The organism is Paraburkholderia sp. PAMB 6770 (assembly GCF_057748135.1).
Genome location: NZ_CM173238.1, coordinates 25,213 through 39,665, shown reverse-complemented (window position 1 = coordinate 39,665; position 14,453 = coordinate 25,213). Strand labels below are relative to the sequence as shown.

The window sequence follows — 14,453 nt, the reverse complement described above, 5'->3', positions numbered from 1 at the left end:
CGATAAGGCTGACCGGTCACAACCTGAAAATAAACAGCCGGGACTGCCCGTTGCCTCACGCAATCAGGGTGCCCCGGCTGCCAATCCGATTAGCGCGAATACAGTTCGACGATCAGGCTTTCGTTGATGTCGCCAGCGATGTCGCTGCGCTCCGGCTTCTGCTTGAACGTGCCTTCAAACTTCTTCGCATCGACAGCGACCCAGATCGGCATGCCGCTCTGCTCGGCGAGCGACAGCGCTTCGAGAATGCGCGCCTGCTTCTTCGCCTGCTCGCGCACGGCGACGACGTCGCCGGCCTTCACTTGCAGCGACGGGATGTTGGCGACCTGACCGTTCACCGTGATCGCCTTGTGGCTCACGAGCTGGCGCGCTTCAGCGCGGGTCGAGCCGAAGCCCATGCGATAGACGACGTTGTCGAGACGCGATTCGAGCAGCTGCAGCAGGTTTTCGCCGGTGTTGCCCTTCAGGCGGTCGGCTTCCGCGAAGTAGCGACGGAACTGGCGTTCGAGCACGCCATAGATCCGCTTGACCTTCTGCTTCTCGCGCAGCTGGGTGCCGTAGTCCGACGTGCGCGCACCCGAGGTGCGGCCGTGCTGGCCAGGCTTGCTGTCGAGCTTGCATTTGTCGGCGAGCGAACGGCGAGCGCTTTTCAGGAAGAGATCGGTGCCTTCACGGCGGGACAGCTTGGCCTTCGGGCCGATATAACGTGCCACGTTGATTCCTTCGATAATTGATCACGCAGCCTTGCGACTGCGCTAGTCCGCACCCTTTGGGCCGAACGGTGGACTTAGCAATTCAGTAACGCACACAGCCTGTCGTCACCGGGAAGCGACCCGGGGGCAACAGGCGCAGAAACAAGCACGAACGCAACGTATCAGATACGGCGACGCTTCGGCGGACGGCAACCGTTGTGCGGCACCGGCGTCACGTCGGAGATCGCGGTGATCTTAATACCAAGACCATGCAACGCGCGCACCGCGGACTCACGGCCAGGGCCCGGGCCCTTGATCCGCACTTCGAGGTTCTTCACGCCGTATTCCATCGCCACGCGGCCGGCCGACTCGGCTGCCACCTGGGCTGCGAACGGGGTCGACTTGCGCGAGCCCTTGAAGCCCTGGCCGCCCGACGTTGCCCACGCCAGCGCATTGCCCTGACGGTCGGTAATCGTGATGATGGTGTTGTTGAACGACGCGTGAACGTGAACCACGCCCTCGGCGACGTTCTTCTTGACCTTCTTGCGAACGCGTTGCGCCGCGGTGTTGTTCGAAGCCTTAGCCATTACGTTTTCCTGTAACTGTCAGTTCCGCTTACTTCTTCAGCGCGGCTGCTGCACGGCGCGGACCCTTGCGCGTGCGGGCATTCGTACGGGTGCGCTGACCGCGCAGGGGCAGACCCTTGCGATGGCGCACGCCGCGGTAGCAGCCGAGGTCCATCAGGCGCTTGATGTTCATCGTGACTTCACGGCGCAGATCGCCTTCCACGACGAACTTGCCCACTTCTTCACGCAGTTTCTCGAGATCTGCGTCGGTCAGGTCCTTGACCTTCTTGGAAACCGGCACGCCGGCGGCAACGCAAATGCTGCGCGAGCGGGTGCGGCCGATACCGAAAATTGCCGTCAAGCCGATTTCGGTATGCTGGTGGTTCGGGATGTTAACCCCTGCAATACGAGCCATTGTTTTTCCTCAAACTAAGAGCGCAAGCAAAAGCGCGGCCAGTCAGCCTTGACGCTGTTTGTGGCGCGGATCAGAGCTGCAAATCACGCGCACAACGCCTTTGCGCTTGATGATCTTGCAATTGCGGCAAATGCGCTTAACCGATGCCATCACTTTCATGATATTACCCTTTTTTCAAATCACTTCGCCCGGAACACGATCCGCGCACGCGACAGATCGTAAGGCGTCAATTCAACCGTCACCTTGTCGCCCGGCAGGATGCGGATGTAGTGCATGCGCATCTTGCCGGATATGTGTCCCAATACGACATGGCCGTTTTCCAGCTTCACCCTGAAGGTAGCATTAGGCAGGTTTTCAATGACTTCACCCTGCATCTGGATCACATCGTCTTTGGCCATAAGTCCTTTCAACGCATCGGGACGCCGCCGCCCTTGAAATTGGCTTTCTTCAGCAGCGACTCATACTGTTGCGACATAACGTACGACTGCACCTGTGCCATGAAATCCATTGTGACGACAACAATGATCAGCAGCGACGTTCCACCAAAATAAAACGGCACGTTCCAGCGCAGCACCAGAAACTCCGGCAGCAGGCAGACGAACACGATATAGATCGCACCAGCCAGCGTCAGACGCGTGAGGATGCGGTCGATATATCGCGCGGTCTGATCGCCCGGACGAATGCCCGGAACGAACGCGCCGCTCTTTTTCAGGTTATCGGCCGTTTCCCTGCTGTTAAACACCAGAGCAGTGTAGAAGAAGCAGAAAAAGACGATCGCCAGTGCGTACAGCAACACATAGACCGGCTGCCCCGGCTTGAGCGCGTCTGCAACGTTGTGCAGCGTGTCCGCAAACCAGCTATGACGCGACCCCGAACTGAACCAGTTCAGAATGGTCGCCGGGAACAGAATGATCGACGATGCGAAGATCGGCGGGATCACGCCCGACATATTCAGCTTCAACGGCAGATGCGACGACTGGCCACCGTAAATCTTGTTGCCGACCTGGCGCTTCGCGTAGTTCACGAGAATCTTGCGCTGGCCCCGTTCGATGAACACGACCACGTACGTCACCGCCGCAATCAGGGCGACCACGATAATCGCCGAGAACGGCCCCATCGATCCGGTACGCACCAGTTCGAACAGGCCGCCGATCGCGTTCGGGAATCCTGCCGCAATCCCGCCGAAGATGATGATCGAGATCCCGTTGCCCAGCCCGCGCTCCGTGATCTGCTCGCCGAGCCACATCAGGAACATCGTGCCCGTCACCAGCGTCACGACTGTCGTCAAACGAAACACCATGCCCGGATCCAGCACGAGGCCGGGCTGATTTTCCAGCGCCACCGCAATGCCGAACGCCTGGAAAGTCGCCAGCACGACCGTGAAGATCCGCGTGTATTGCGTGATCTTGCGCTGTCCCGCCTGGCCTTCCTTCTTCAACGCTTCCATCTGCGGTGACACGATCGCCATCAGCTGCATGATGATCGATGACGAGATGTACGGCATGATGCCCAGCGCGAAAATCGTGAACCGCGACAGCGCGCCGCCCGAGAACATGTTGAACATGCCCAGGATACCGCCGGCCTGGCTCTGGAACAGCTTCGCCAGCTGGTCCGGATCGATACCCGGAACCGGAATGTGCGCGCCGATCCGGTAGACGACCAGCGCCAGCAGCAGAAACACTGCCCGCCGACGCAGATCGCCGAACTTCGCCGCGCCGCGACCGGGTTTTGCGAGACTCGGACTGTTAGCCAAGTACCTTCTCCGATGCAAATGCTAGTGACGGCAACCGACTTGCTCGTTACTCGGCAAAGGAACCGCCTGCTGCTTCGATCGCAGCACGCGCACCCTTCGTCGCACCCAGACCCTTCACAACGATCTTGCGCTTCAGCTCGCCGGTAGCGATGATCTTCACGCTACGGATCAGTTCGCCCACGAGGCCCGCTTGCTTCAGCGCCAGCAGATCGATCTCGTCGACCGGCAGCTTTTCCAGATCCGCCAGGCGCACTTCACCGACGAATTCCTTCGTCAGCGACGTGAAACCTCGCTTCGGCAGGCGACGTTGCAGCGGCATTTGACCGCCTTCGAAGCCCACTTTGTGGAAGCCGCCCGAACGCGACTTCTGACCCTTGTGACCGCGGCCAGCCGTCTTGCCGAGACCCGAACCGATACCACGACCCACGCGACGTTTTGCGTGCTTCGAGCCTTCGGCCGGCTTCAGGTTATTCAATTCCATTATCAGCTCCTTGAGTCCTGGTCAGCCGCTTAGCTGATGACCTTCACGAGGTACGAGACCTTGTTGATCATGCCGCGCACCGCCGGCGTATCCTGCAGCTCGCTGACCGAGTTCAGGCGGCGCAGGCCGAGGCCGCGCACCGTCGCACGATGCGACTCGCGAGTCCCGATCAGGCTCTTGACGAGCTGAACCTTCACAGTTTTATCAGACATGGTGTCCACCTTTAGCCCAGAATTTCTTCGACGGACTTGCCACGCTTCGCGGCGATGTCGGCCGGCGTAGACTGCTTGCGCAGACCGTCGAGCGTTGCGCGAACCAGGTTGTACGGGTTCGTCGAACCGTGGCTCTTGGCCACCACGTTCTGCACACCCATCACGTCGAACACCGCGCGCATCGGGCCACCCGCGATCACGCCGGTACCGTCCTTCGCCGGAGCGAGCAGAACCATCGACGCGCCGTGCTTGCCGTGCACTTCGTGTTGCAGCGTGCCGTTTTTCAGCGGCACCTTGAACATGTTGCGGCGAGCCTGCTCCATTGCCTTCTGGACGGCGACCGGCACTTCCTTGGCCTTGCCCTTGCCCATGCCCACGCGGCCGTCACCGTCGCCGACCACGGTCAGTGCGGCGAAACCGAGAATCCGGCCGCCCTTCACCACCTTGGTCACGCGGTTGACCGAAATCATCTTTTCGCGAAGGCCGTCGTCGCGTTCGTCAGCCTGAACTTTCGCTTGCATCTTTGCCATGACGAATTCTTCCCTTAGAACTTGAGTCCGGCTTCGCGCGCCGCATCAGCCAGCGCTTTCACGCGGCCGTGGTAACGGAAACCCGAACGGTCGAAGGCGACGGATTCGATGCCGGCAGCCTTGGCCTTCTCGGCGATACGCTTGCCGATCAGCGTGGCCGCGGCGACGTTGCCGCCCTTGCCCGACTGGTCAGCCAGTTGCGCACGCACTTCGGCTTCAAGCGTCGATGCGCTGGCGAGCACCTTCGTGCCGCACGGCGAAAACACCTGCGCGTAGATGTGCGTGTTCGTGCGATGCACGGCCAGACGCGCGACCTGCAGCTCAGCGATCTTGAGACGCGTCTGACGAGCGCGGCGCAGGCGAGATTGAGTCTTATCCATGATTGCGCACCCTTACTTCTTCTTCGTTTCTTTGAGGATCACAACCTCGTCGGCATAGCGCACGCCCTTGCCCTTGTAGGGCTCCGGCGGACGATAGCCGCGGACTTCCGCCGCGACCTGGCCGACCTGCTGCTTGTTGATCCCCTTGATCACGATTTCGGTTTGCGACGGGGTTTCGGCCTTGATGCCAGCCGGCATCTGGTGCACCACCGGGTGCGAGAAACCCAGCGACAGATTCAGCTTGTCGCCTTGCGCCTGCGCACGATAGCCGACGCCTACCAGCGTCAGCTTGCGCTCGAAACCCTTCGTCACGCCGTTCACCATGTTCGCCACCAGTGCGCGCATCGTGCCCGACATCGCATTTGCTTCCCGGCTGCCGTCGACCGGCTCGAACTTCAGCGTGCCGTTGTCGTTGACCGCCTTCACCAGACGGTTGGCCTTCTGGCTGATCGTGCCCAACGGACCCTTGACCGTGATCAGGTCGTCGCTCAGCGCCACTTCTGCGCCTTGCAGCACGATCGGGCTTTTACCTACTCGAGACATGTTTCTCTCCTTTCGGCCTTAAGCGACGTAGCAGATGACTTCGCCGCCCACGCCCGTTGCGCGCGCCTTGCGGTCCGTCATCACACCCTTCGGGGTCGACACGATGGCAACACCGAGGCCGTTCATGACCACGGGGATGTCGTTACGGCCGCGGTACACGCGCAGACCGGGCTTCGAGACGCGCTCGATGCGCTCGATGACCGGACGGCCGGCGTAGTACTTCAACACAATGTTCAACTCCGATTTCGCACCTTCGGTCTTCACCGCGAAATCGTCGATATAGCCTTCGTCCTTCAGGACCTGCGCGATCGCAACCTTCACCTTCGACGAGGGCATCTGCACCGAAACTTTCTCGACCATCTGCGCATTGCGGATGCGAGTCAGCATGTCGGCGATAGGATCACTCATGCTCATTTATGTTTCTCCTATTACCAGCTCGCCTTCGTCAGGCCAGGGATTTCGCCGCGGAACGCGATTTCGCGAATCTTGTTACGCGCAAGGCCGAATTTACGGAACGTACCGCGCGGACGACCCGTGATCGCACAGCGATTGCGCTTGCGCGTCGGGTTGGAATTGCGCGGCAGTTGCTGCAGTTCGAGACGGGCTGCGTAGTGCTCTTCTTCGGACTTGCTCATGTCGCCGATGATCGCCTTCAGCGCAGCACGCTTTCCAGCGTACTTGGCGGCGAGGCGAGCACGCTTCTTTTCACGTTCAATCAGTGCCAGTTTAGCCACGGTAACCTCAGTTTCTGAACGGGAACTTGAAGCTGGCGAGCAGTGCCTTTGCTTCGTCGTCGGTCTTCGCGGTCGTCGTGATGCTGATGTTCAGCCCACGCAGCGCGTCGATCTTGTCGTAGTCGATTTCGGGGAAAATGATCTGCTCTTTCACGCCGATGTTGTAGTTGCCACGACCATCGAATGCACGGCCCGACACGCCACGGAAGTCGCGCACGCGGGGCAGCGCGACCGTCACGAAACGGTCGAGGAATTCGTACATCGCACGGCCACGCAGCGTGACCATTGCGCCGATCGGGTAACCCTGACGGATCTTGAAGCCAGCGATTGCCTTGCGCGCCTTCGTCACGACCGGCTTCTGGCCGGCGATCTTCGTGAGGTCGCCCACGGCGTTTTCGATGATCTTCTTGTCGGCTACCGCTTCGCCAAGACCCATGTTCAGGGTGATCTTGGTGATGCGCGGCACTTCCATCACGGACTTGTAACCGAACTTCTCGATGAGGCCGGGTACAACCTTCTCTTTGTAAAACTCTTGCAAACGAGCCATTTTTATACTCCGCAGCGTCAGGCGCTCAGCTCGGCACCGGTCGTCTTCAGGTAGCGAACCTTCTTGCCACCTTCGACCTTGATGCCAACGCGCGATGGCTTGCCATTCGCGTCGACCAGTGCGACGTTCGAAATTTGCAGCGGCATCGTCTTGGCTTCCACACCGCCGGTCGTACCCTTCATCGGGTTCGGCTTGACGTGCTTCTTGACGAGGTTGACACCCTCGACCGTCACGCGGCCTTCGCCAACGGCCAGCACAACGCCGCGCTTGCCTTTGTCCTTGCCAGTGGTGACGATGACTTCGTCACCCTTGCGAATCTTGTTCATCGCGACTCCTTACAGCACTTCCGGCGCGAGCGAGACGATCTTCATGAATCGTTCGCTGCGCAGCTCACGCGTGACGGGCCCGAAGATACGGGTGCCAATAGGCTCGAGCTTGGTGTTCAGCAGCACGGCGGCATTGCCGTCGAACTTGATCAGCGAGCCGTCCTGACGACGCACGCCCTTGGCGGTACGAACCACCACGGCGTTGTAGATTTCGCCTTTCTTCACGCGCCCGCGCGGCGTTGCTTCCTTGACGGTCACCTTGATGATGTCGCCAATGCTGGCATAACGACGCTTCGAGCCGCCGAGCACCTTGATGCACATGACTTCACGCGCACCCGTGTTGTCGGCCACTTCAAGCCGAGTTTCGGTCTGGATCATGGTTTATCTTTCCCAACTTAATCCGGCCACGCCACCATGGCATGCCCGGTCAGTCTTGGTCCCGTCAGCCGATCGGCTGCTTGGGTTAGAACAGCAGCGACGGCAAACGACACCCGCCATCGCAATCCGGTGAATCCGCCGGCGCAGGCTGGCGCCTGAACCGCTTCCCCCACCAACTTCGCCCGCGACAGGGCTCCCACAAAGAGGGAAGACCGGGATTATAACAAATAATCCCGGTCTTGCAAGCGAAACTTACTGCGATTTCAACTACTTCGACAGCTTTCTGACGTCAGATCACGCGTGCGGCTTCGACCAGACGCGACACCACCCACGCTTTCGTCTTCGAAATCGGACGCGTTTCCTGAATTTCGACGAGGTCGCCCTCGTTATAGGTGTTCGCGTCGTCGTGGGCGTGGTACTTCTTCGAACGCACGACGTATTTGCCGTAGATCGGGTGCTTCACGCGGTGCTCGACCAGCACGGTAACGGTCTTGTCCATCTTGTTGCTGACGACCTTGCCGACCAGCGTCCGCTTGAGCGAGGTTTTCACGCTATCGTTCATTTCTGGTTCGCCTTCTCAGTCAGGACGGTCCGCACACGTGCGATGTCGCGACGGACCTTCTTCAGCTGGCTCGTGTTCGTGAGCTGCTGGGTCGCAAGCTGCATGCGCAGGCCGAATTGCGCCTTCAACAGGTCCGACAGCTCCTTGTTGAGCGCGGCCTTATCTTTCTGGTGAAGTTCGGAAGCCTTCATCATTTGCTCCTTAGGCGCCCAACTGACGAACGATGAAGCTCGTCTTCAGCGGCAGCTTGGCTGCAGCCAGACGAAACGCTTCACGCGCCAGTTCTTCGGTTACGCCGTCCATTTCGTACAGCATCTTGCCCGGTTGAATCTCGGCGACGTAGTACTCCGGGTTACCCTTACCGTTACCCATACGTACTTCTGCCGGCTTGGTCGAGATCGGCTTGTCCGGGAAAATGCGGATCCAGATACGGCCGCCACGCTTGATGTGACGGGTCATCGCACGACGCGCCGCTTCAATCTGACGCGCGGTCAGACGACCGCGACCGATCGCCTTCAGACCGAACTCACCGAACGACACCGCGTTGCCGCGGGTGGCGATACCGGTGTTACGACCCTTTTGCTCTTTGCGATACTTTCTGCGTTTCGGTTGCAGCATCGTTATTCTCCCGTCTTCCCGTCGCCGCCGGCACCGCCAGCGCGACGGGGCGCGCCACGGCGCGCACCTGCCGGACCGCCACCTTCACCATCGCGACGCGGACGGCGATCGCCACCCGGACGCGCGTTACGGCGCGGACGCTTTTCCTCAGCGACTTCTTCCACCACCGGGGCGTCGTTGCGGCCAAGGGTGTCGCCCTTGTAGACCCACACCTTCACGCCGATGATGCCGTACGTCGTCTTGGCTTCCGACGTTGCGTAGTCGATGTCGGCGCGCAGCGTGTGCAGGGGCACGCGACCTTCGCGATACCACTCCGTACGCGCGATTTCGATGCCGTTCAGACGGCCCGCGCTCATGATCTTGATGCCCTGGGCACCCAGACGCATCGCGTTCTGCATCGCGCGCTTCATCGCGCGACGGAACATGATCCGGCGCTCGAGCTGCTGCGTGATCGAATCGGCGATCAGTTGCGCATCGGTTTCCGGCTTGCGAATTTCTTCGATGTTGACGTGAACCGGAACGCCCATGCGCTTCTGCAGTTCCGACTTCAGCAGTTCGATGTCTTCGCCCTTCTTGCCGATCACGACACCCGGACGCGAGCTGAAAATCGTGATGCGCGCATTCTTGGCCGGACGCTCGATGACGACACGCCCCACCGATGCGTTCTTCAGCTTCTTCTTCAGGTATTCACGAACACCGATGTCTTCCTGCAACATCGCCGCGAAATTGTTGTTGTTCGCGTACCAGCGCGACGCCCAATTGCGGCTGACGGCCAAACGGAAGCCAGTCGGATGAATTTTCTGTCCCATCGTATGACCCCTTAATTCCCGACCGTCACAGTGATGTGACAGGATTGCTTCTCAATGCGGTTGCCGCGGCCTTTCGCGCGCGCGGTGAAACGCTTGAGCGACGCAGCCTTGTCGACGTAGATGCTCTTGATCTTGAGCTCGTCGATATCGGCGCCTTCGTTGTGCTCCGCATTCGCGATCGCCGACAGCACGACCTTTTTCACGATGCCAGCCGCCTTCTTCGGCGAGAACGTCAGAACGTTCAGCGCCTTGTCGACCGGCAAACCGCGGATCTGGTCAGCCACAAGGCGCGTTTTCTGCGCCGAGATGCGGGCACCGCGATGAATTGCTTTCACTTCCATCTTGATTGCCCCTTATTTCTTGGCCTTCTTGTCGGCCGCGTGACCCTTGAACGTCCGGGTCAGTGCGAACTCGCCAAGCTTGTGGCCGACCATGTTTTCCGTGACATACACCGGAACGTGTTGACGGCCGTTGTGCACGGCGATCGTCAGACCGATGAAGTCCGGCAGGATCGTCGAGCGGCGCGACCAGGTCTTGATCGGTTTCTTGTCGCGCGATGCTGCAGCCGCCTCAACCTTCTTCAGCAAATGGGCGTCGCAGAACGGACCTTTTTTAACAGAACGTGCCATTGCCTACTCCTTAACGCTTGTGACGGCGCTGGACGATCATCGTCGTCGTGCGCTTGTTGCTGCGGGTGCGATAACCCTTCGTCGGCGTGCCCCACGGGCTCACCGGATCGCGACCTGCAGCCGTGCGGCCTTCACCACCACCGTGCGGGTGATCGATCGGGTTCATTGCAACGCCGCGCACCGTCGGACGGATACCGCGCCAGCGGTTCGCGCCGGCCTTGCCGATCTGGCGCAGGCTGTGCTCTTCGTTACCCACTTCGCCGATGGTTGCACGGCACTCGACGTGCACGCGGCGAATTTCACCCGAACGCAGACGAACCTGCGCGTACGTGCCTTCGCGCGCCAGCAGCATGGCAGACGTACCGGCCGAACGCGCCATTTGCGCGCCCTTGCCCGGCAGCATCTCGATGCAATGAATCGTCGTACCGACCGGGATGTTGCGGATCGGCAGCGTGTTGCCTGCGCGGATCGGCGCTTCCGAACCGGACATCAGTTGCTGGCCGACCGTCACGCCCTTCGGCGCGATGATGTAACGGCGCTCGCCGTCGGCGTACAGAACCAGCGCAATGTTCGCGCTACGGTTCGGGTCGTACTCGAGACGTTCGACCTTGGCCGGAATGCCGTCCTTCGTGCGACGAAAATCGATCACGCGATAGTGGTGCTTGTGGCCGCCACCCTTATGACGCGTCGTGATGTGGCCGTTGTTGTTGCGGCCGGCGGTCGAGCTTTGCGAGTCGAGCAGCGGCGCGTACGGCTTGCCCTTGTGCAACTCCTTGTTGACCACCTTGACCATCGCGCGGCGACCCGGCGAAGTCGGCTTAACTTTAACGATTGCCATGATTACTTGGCCTCCGCTTCGAAGTTGATTTCCTGGCCGGGCTTCAGGCAGACGTACGCCTTCTTCACGTCCTTGCGCTTGCCGTTGAAACGGCCGAAACGCTTGGCCTTGCCCTTGGCAACCAGCACGTTGACGGAATCGACTTCGACCTTGAACATCAGTTCGACGGCGGCCTTCACTTCCTGCTTCGTGGCGTCCGGCGCAACTTCGAACACAACCTGCTCATGCTTGTCGGCAACCAGCGTCGCCTTTTCGGAGATCACCGGCGCGAGCAGGACCTGCATCAAACGATGATCGTTCTTGCGAATCTCGCTCATGACAGCAACTCCTCGATCTGGGCGACCGCAGCCTTCGTGATCAGCACTTTCTTGAAGTAGATCAGCGACAGCGGGTCGGCGTAACGCGGCTCGACAACCGCCACATGGGCGAGGTTGCGCGACGCGAGGTACAGGTTCTCGTCAACCGTGTCGGTGATGACCAGCACGGAATCGAGGCCCATTGCCTTGAATTTTTCGGCCAGCAGCCTGGTTTTCGGCGCTTCGATCGTCAGTTCGTCGACCACCGAGATGCGGCCTTCGCGAGCCAGCTGCGAGAAGATCGAGCAGAGGCCTGCGCGATGCATCTTCTTGTTGACCTTTTGCGCGAAGTTTTCTTCCGGCGAATTCGGGAAGATACGACCACCGCCGCGCCACAGCGGGCTCGACGACATACCGGCACGCGCACGACCCGTACCCTTCTGGCGCCACGGCTTCTTGGTGGTGTGCTTGACCTGCTCGCGGTCTTTCTGCGCACGGTTGCCGCTGCGGGCGTTCGCCTGGTAGGCGACGACGATCTGGTGAATCAGCGCTTCGTTGTAGTCGCGGCCGAACACTGCGTCCGACGCGTTCACGCCCGCACCTTCCTGACCGTTCGCATTCAGGAGCTTCAGTTCCATTATTTCGCTCCTTTCTCGGCACGCGCCTTCACAGCGGGCGTCACGAACACCTTGCCACCCTTGGCGCCCGGAACGGCACCCTTGACCAGCAGCAGCTTGCGGTCAGCGTCGATGCGAGCGATTTCGAGATTCTGCACGGTAACGGTTTCGTCACCCATGTGACCCGTCATCCGCTTGCCCGGGAACACACGACCCGGATCCTGCGCCATACCGATCGAGCCCGGCACGTTGTGCGAACGCGAGTTGCCGTGCGAGGCGCGGCCCGAGCTGAAGTTGTAGCGCTTGATGGTACCGGCGTAGCCCTTACCGATCGACGTGCCCTGCACATCGACCTTCTGGCCTACTTCGAACAGATCAACGCCGATCACGGCGCCGCTCGAGAGCTCGGCAGCCTTGGCGGCATCGATCTTGAATTCTTTGAGGATTTCACCGGCTTGCACGCCGGCTTTGGCGAGATGCCCTGCCAGCGGCTTCGTCACGCGCGAAGCACGACGCGCACCGAAAGCAACCTGAACGGCCGTGTAGCCGTCGGATTCAACAGTCTTGATCTGCGTCACGCGGTTGTCGGACACGTCCAGCACGGTGACAGGGATCGAATCCCCTTCAGCCGTGAAGATACGGGTCATGCCAACCTTGCGACCTACGAGTCCAAGGCTCATCGTTTTCTCCATTCCCGACTGCGATTGGTCGGGGCTAATTTACAAAATACCGGCTGCCCGGGAGGCAACGTACACCGGCTTTTTTGCGCAAATGCGCGAAAAGCCTAGCATTATAGCGAGGCCTTTCGTTTTTCGCAAGCAATCAATGACTTAGCGATGTCCGATTGGACGGACATCGGCTGGAAGCCTTACTGCAGCTTGATTTCCACGTCCACGCCGGCCGGCAGGTCGAGCTTCATCAGCGCGTCGACGGTCTTGTCCGTCGGGTCGACGATGTCCATCAGGCGCAGGTGGGTACGGATTTCGAGCTGATCGCGCGACGTCTTGTTCACGTGCGGCGAGCGCAGGATGTCGAAACGCTGAATGCGCGTCGGCAGCGGCACCGGACCACGGACGATCGCGCCAGTCCGCTTCGCGGTGTCGACGATTTCGGCAGCCGACTGGTCGATCAGACGGTAGTCGAAAGCCTTCAGGCGAATACGGATTTTCTGGTTTTGCATGACGAATTCCTTCAAAAGAGCGAGGCGGTATTGCGCCGCCGATGAGCAAAAGAGCGTAGGTTCGGGCGCCCGCCTGGAGGCGGATGCCCGAACCCGGGCACCACGTACTGCTACTGCGACCCTCGATTTTACTCGATGATCTTGGCGACGACACCTGCGCCGACGGTACGACCGCCTTCACGGATGGCGAAACGCAGACCTTCTTCCATCGCGATCGGCGCGATCAGCTTCACCGTGATCGACACATTGTCGCCCGGCATCACCATTTCCTTGTCCTTCGGCAGCTCGATCGAGCCCGTCACGTCTGTCGTACGGAAGTAGAACTGCGGACGGTAGTTGTTGAAGAACGGCGTGTGACGGCCGCCCTCATCCTTGCTCAGCACGTACACCTCAGCCGTGAAGTGCGTGTGCGGCGTGATCGAACCCGGCTTCGCCAGCACCTGCCCGCGCTCCACGTCTTCGCGCTTCGTGCCGCGCAGCAGGATACCCACGTTGTCGCCCGCCTGACCCTGGTCGAGCAGCTTGCGGAACATCTCCACGCCCGTGCAGGTCGTCTTCACCGTCGGCTTGATCCCGACAATCTCGATTTCCTCGCCGACCTTCACCACCCCGCGCTCCACCCGGCCCGTCACCACCGTGCCCCGACCCGAGATCGAGAACACGTCTTCCACAGGCATCAGGAACGCACCGTCCACCGCACGCTCCGGCGTCGGAATGTACGTATCCAGCGCGTCCGCCAGGTTCATGATCGCCACTTCGCCCAGCTCGCCCTTGTCGCCTTCCAGCGCCAGCTTGGCCGAACCCTTGATGATCGGCGTGTCGTCGCCCGGAAAGTCGTACTTCGACAGCAGCTCGCGCACTTCCATTTCCACCAGCTCGAGCAGTTCCGCGTCGTCCACCATGTCGCACTTGTTCAGGAACACGATGATGTACGGCACACCCACCTGGCGCGCCAGCAGAATGTGCTCGCGCGTCTGCGGCATCGGACCGTCCGCGGCCGAGCACACCAGGATCGCGCCGTCCATCTGCGCCGCGCCCGTGATCATGTTCTTCACGTAGTCCGCGTGACCCGGGCAGTCAACGTGCGCGTAGTGACGGTTCGCCGTCTCGTACTCCACGTGCGCCGTGTTGATCGTGATGCCGCGCGCCTTTTCTTCCGGCGCCGCGTCGATCTGGTCGTATGCCTTCGCCTCACCGCCAAACTTCGCCGTCAGCACCGTCGTGATCGCCGCCGTCAGCGTCGTCTTGCCGTGGTCAACGTGACCAATCGTGCCAACGTTCACGTGCGGCTTGGTCCGTTCGAATTTACCTTTTGCCATGTTTCTCTTCTTTCAAAAAAGTTGATCG

General features: G+C 60.5%; 28 protein-coding genes. All 28 read right to left on the bottom strand.

Going from position 1 to position 14,453, the window contains the following annotated elements; translation table 11 throughout:
- Nucleotides 1-89 precede the first annotated feature (89 nt).
- Complete coding sequence (gene rpsD, locus AC3AP7_RS00250) at nucleotides 90-713, bottom strand: 30S ribosomal protein S4 (RefSeq protein WP_475766768.1); 624 nt, start codon at nucleotides 711-713, stop codon at nucleotides 90-92.
- Nucleotides 714-874: 161 nt separating this feature from the next.
- Nucleotides 875-1,279: a 30S ribosomal protein S11 gene (rpsK, locus tag AC3AP7_RS00245; RefSeq protein WP_017777173.1), complete on the bottom strand. Its 405-nt coding sequence runs from the start codon at nucleotides 1,277-1,279 to the stop codon at nucleotides 875-877.
- Nucleotides 1,280-1,307: 28 nt separating this feature from the next.
- Nucleotides 1,308-1,673 carry a 30S ribosomal protein S13 gene (rpsM, locus tag AC3AP7_RS00240; RefSeq protein ID WP_475766771.1) on the bottom strand — a complete coding sequence of 122 codons (366 nt, stop codon included), beginning with the start codon at nucleotides 1,671-1,673 and terminating at the stop codon, nucleotides 1,308-1,310.
- Between the two features lie 42 nt (nucleotides 1,674-1,715).
- Complete coding sequence (gene rpmJ, locus AC3AP7_RS00235) at nucleotides 1,716-1,832, bottom strand: 50S ribosomal protein L36 (protein ID WP_004199844.1); 117 nt, start codon at nucleotides 1,830-1,832, stop codon at nucleotides 1,716-1,718.
- Between the two features lie 20 nt (nucleotides 1,833-1,852).
- Nucleotides 1,853-2,071, bottom strand: a complete 219-nt coding sequence (gene infA, locus AC3AP7_RS00230) for a translation initiation factor IF-1 (RefSeq protein ID WP_004521905.1) — start codon at nucleotides 2,069-2,071, stop codon at nucleotides 1,853-1,855.
- An 8-nt stretch (nucleotides 2,072-2,079) separates the two neighbouring features.
- On the bottom strand, nucleotides 2,080-3,426 hold the full coding sequence (gene secY, locus AC3AP7_RS00225; protein WP_475766775.1) for a preprotein translocase subunit SecY: 1,347 nt from the start codon (nucleotides 3,424-3,426) through the stop codon (nucleotides 2,080-2,082).
- A gap of 46 nt (nucleotides 3,427-3,472) precedes the next feature.
- Complete coding sequence (rplO, locus tag AC3AP7_RS00220; protein ID WP_475766777.1) at nucleotides 3,473-3,907, bottom strand: 50S ribosomal protein L15; 435 nt, start codon at nucleotides 3,905-3,907, stop codon at nucleotides 3,473-3,475.
- A 29-nt stretch (nucleotides 3,908-3,936) separates the two neighbouring features.
- Entirely contained in the window at nucleotides 3,937-4,119 is a 183-nt protein-coding gene (gene rpmD / locus AC3AP7_RS00215; RefSeq protein WP_008923335.1) for a 50S ribosomal protein L30, read from the bottom strand.
- Nucleotides 4,120-4,130: 11 nt separating this feature from the next.
- Nucleotides 4,131-4,649, bottom strand: coding sequence for a 30S ribosomal protein S5 (rpsE, locus tag AC3AP7_RS00210; RefSeq protein WP_167045433.1), 519 nt, complete (start codon nucleotides 4,647-4,649; stop codon nucleotides 4,131-4,133).
- 14 nt (nucleotides 4,650-4,663) lie between these two features.
- Entirely contained in the window at nucleotides 4,664-5,029 is a 366-nt protein-coding gene (gene rplR, locus AC3AP7_RS00205; protein ID WP_042269746.1) for a 50S ribosomal protein L18, read from the bottom strand.
- A 12-nt stretch (nucleotides 5,030-5,041) separates the two neighbouring features.
- Nucleotides 5,042-5,572, bottom strand: a complete 531-nt coding sequence (gene rplF, locus AC3AP7_RS00200; protein WP_475766781.1) for a 50S ribosomal protein L6 — start codon at nucleotides 5,570-5,572, stop codon at nucleotides 5,042-5,044.
- An 18-nt stretch (nucleotides 5,573-5,590) separates the two neighbouring features.
- Entirely contained in the window at nucleotides 5,591-5,986 is a 396-nt protein-coding gene (rpsH, locus tag AC3AP7_RS00195) for a 30S ribosomal protein S8 (protein ID WP_475766783.1), read from the bottom strand.
- Between the two features lie 14 nt (nucleotides 5,987-6,000).
- Nucleotides 6,001-6,306, bottom strand: a complete 306-nt coding sequence (rpsN, locus tag AC3AP7_RS00190) for a 30S ribosomal protein S14 (RefSeq protein WP_475766785.1) — start codon at nucleotides 6,304-6,306, stop codon at nucleotides 6,001-6,003.
- 7 nt (nucleotides 6,307-6,313) lie between these two features.
- On the bottom strand, nucleotides 6,314-6,853 hold the full coding sequence (gene rplE, locus AC3AP7_RS00185) for a 50S ribosomal protein L5 (protein WP_475766787.1): 540 nt from the start codon (nucleotides 6,851-6,853) through the stop codon (nucleotides 6,314-6,316).
- Between the two features lie 17 nt (nucleotides 6,854-6,870).
- Nucleotides 6,871-7,179, bottom strand: a complete 309-nt coding sequence (rplX, locus tag AC3AP7_RS00180) for a 50S ribosomal protein L24 (protein ID WP_475766789.1) — start codon at nucleotides 7,177-7,179, stop codon at nucleotides 6,871-6,873.
- A 9-nt stretch (nucleotides 7,180-7,188) separates the two neighbouring features.
- The gene (rplN, locus tag AC3AP7_RS00175) at nucleotides 7,189-7,557 is read right to left on the bottom strand and encodes a 50S ribosomal protein L14 (RefSeq protein WP_006998478.1); all 369 of its coding nucleotides are present in this window, start codon (nucleotides 7,555-7,557) and stop codon (nucleotides 7,189-7,191) included.
- A 289-nt stretch (nucleotides 7,558-7,846) separates the two neighbouring features.
- Nucleotides 7,847-8,119 (bottom strand): 30S ribosomal protein S17, encoded by a 273-nt coding sequence (gene rpsQ / locus AC3AP7_RS00170; protein WP_133661209.1) that lies wholly within the window; start codon nucleotides 8,117-8,119, stop codon nucleotides 7,847-7,849.
- Nucleotides 8,116-8,310 carry a 50S ribosomal protein L29 gene (rpmC, locus tag AC3AP7_RS00165; RefSeq protein ID WP_075159014.1) on the bottom strand — a complete coding sequence of 65 codons (195 nt, stop codon included), beginning with the start codon at nucleotides 8,308-8,310 and terminating at the stop codon, nucleotides 8,116-8,118. The genes rpsQ and rpmC overlap by 4 nt, the downstream gene beginning before the upstream one ends.
- A gap of 10 nt (nucleotides 8,311-8,320) precedes the next feature.
- Nucleotides 8,321-8,737: a 50S ribosomal protein L16 gene (gene rplP / locus AC3AP7_RS00160; protein ID WP_475766793.1), complete on the bottom strand. Its 417-nt coding sequence runs from the start codon at nucleotides 8,735-8,737 to the stop codon at nucleotides 8,321-8,323.
- 2 nt (nucleotides 8,738-8,739) lie between these two features.
- Nucleotides 8,740-9,546, bottom strand: a complete 807-nt coding sequence (gene rpsC, locus AC3AP7_RS00155) for a 30S ribosomal protein S3 (RefSeq protein ID WP_012434570.1) — start codon at nucleotides 9,544-9,546, stop codon at nucleotides 8,740-8,742.
- 11 nt (nucleotides 9,547-9,557) lie between these two features.
- Nucleotides 9,558-9,887 (bottom strand): 50S ribosomal protein L22, encoded by a 330-nt coding sequence (gene rplV / locus AC3AP7_RS00150; RefSeq protein ID WP_004199272.1) that lies wholly within the window; start codon nucleotides 9,885-9,887, stop codon nucleotides 9,558-9,560.
- A 12-nt stretch (nucleotides 9,888-9,899) separates the two neighbouring features.
- Nucleotides 9,900-10,175 (bottom strand): 30S ribosomal protein S19, encoded by a 276-nt coding sequence (rpsS, locus tag AC3AP7_RS00145; protein WP_475766796.1) that lies wholly within the window; start codon nucleotides 10,173-10,175, stop codon nucleotides 9,900-9,902.
- A gap of 10 nt (nucleotides 10,176-10,185) precedes the next feature.
- Nucleotides 10,186-11,013, bottom strand: coding sequence for a 50S ribosomal protein L2 (rplB, locus tag AC3AP7_RS00140; RefSeq protein ID WP_475766798.1), 828 nt, complete (start codon nucleotides 11,011-11,013; stop codon nucleotides 10,186-10,188).
- Nucleotides 11,014-11,015: 2 nt separating this feature from the next.
- Entirely contained in the window at nucleotides 11,016-11,330 is a 315-nt protein-coding gene (rplW, locus tag AC3AP7_RS00135) for a 50S ribosomal protein L23 (RefSeq protein WP_475766800.1), read from the bottom strand.
- Nucleotides 11,327-11,947 carry a 50S ribosomal protein L4 gene (gene rplD / locus AC3AP7_RS00130; RefSeq protein WP_475766802.1) on the bottom strand — a complete coding sequence of 207 codons (621 nt, stop codon included), beginning with the start codon at nucleotides 11,945-11,947 and terminating at the stop codon, nucleotides 11,327-11,329. The genes rplW and rplD overlap by 4 nt, the downstream gene beginning before the upstream one ends.
- A complete protein-coding gene (rplC, locus tag AC3AP7_RS00125) occupies nucleotides 11,947-12,606 on the bottom strand; it encodes a 50S ribosomal protein L3 (protein ID WP_475766804.1) in 660 nt (219 codons plus the stop codon). The genes rplD and rplC overlap by 1 nt, the downstream gene beginning before the upstream one ends.
- Nucleotides 12,607-12,794: 188 nt before the next feature.
- Nucleotides 12,795-13,106 carry a 30S ribosomal protein S10 gene (gene rpsJ / locus AC3AP7_RS00120; RefSeq protein WP_017777154.1) on the bottom strand — a complete coding sequence of 104 codons (312 nt, stop codon included), beginning with the start codon at nucleotides 13,104-13,106 and terminating at the stop codon, nucleotides 12,795-12,797.
- A gap of 128 nt (nucleotides 13,107-13,234) precedes the next feature.
- Nucleotides 13,235-14,425 carry an elongation factor Tu gene (gene tuf, locus AC3AP7_RS00115; protein ID WP_102645092.1) on the bottom strand — a complete coding sequence of 397 codons (1,191 nt, stop codon included), beginning with the start codon at nucleotides 14,423-14,425 and terminating at the stop codon, nucleotides 13,235-13,237.
- Nucleotides 14,426-14,453 lie beyond the last annotated feature (28 nt).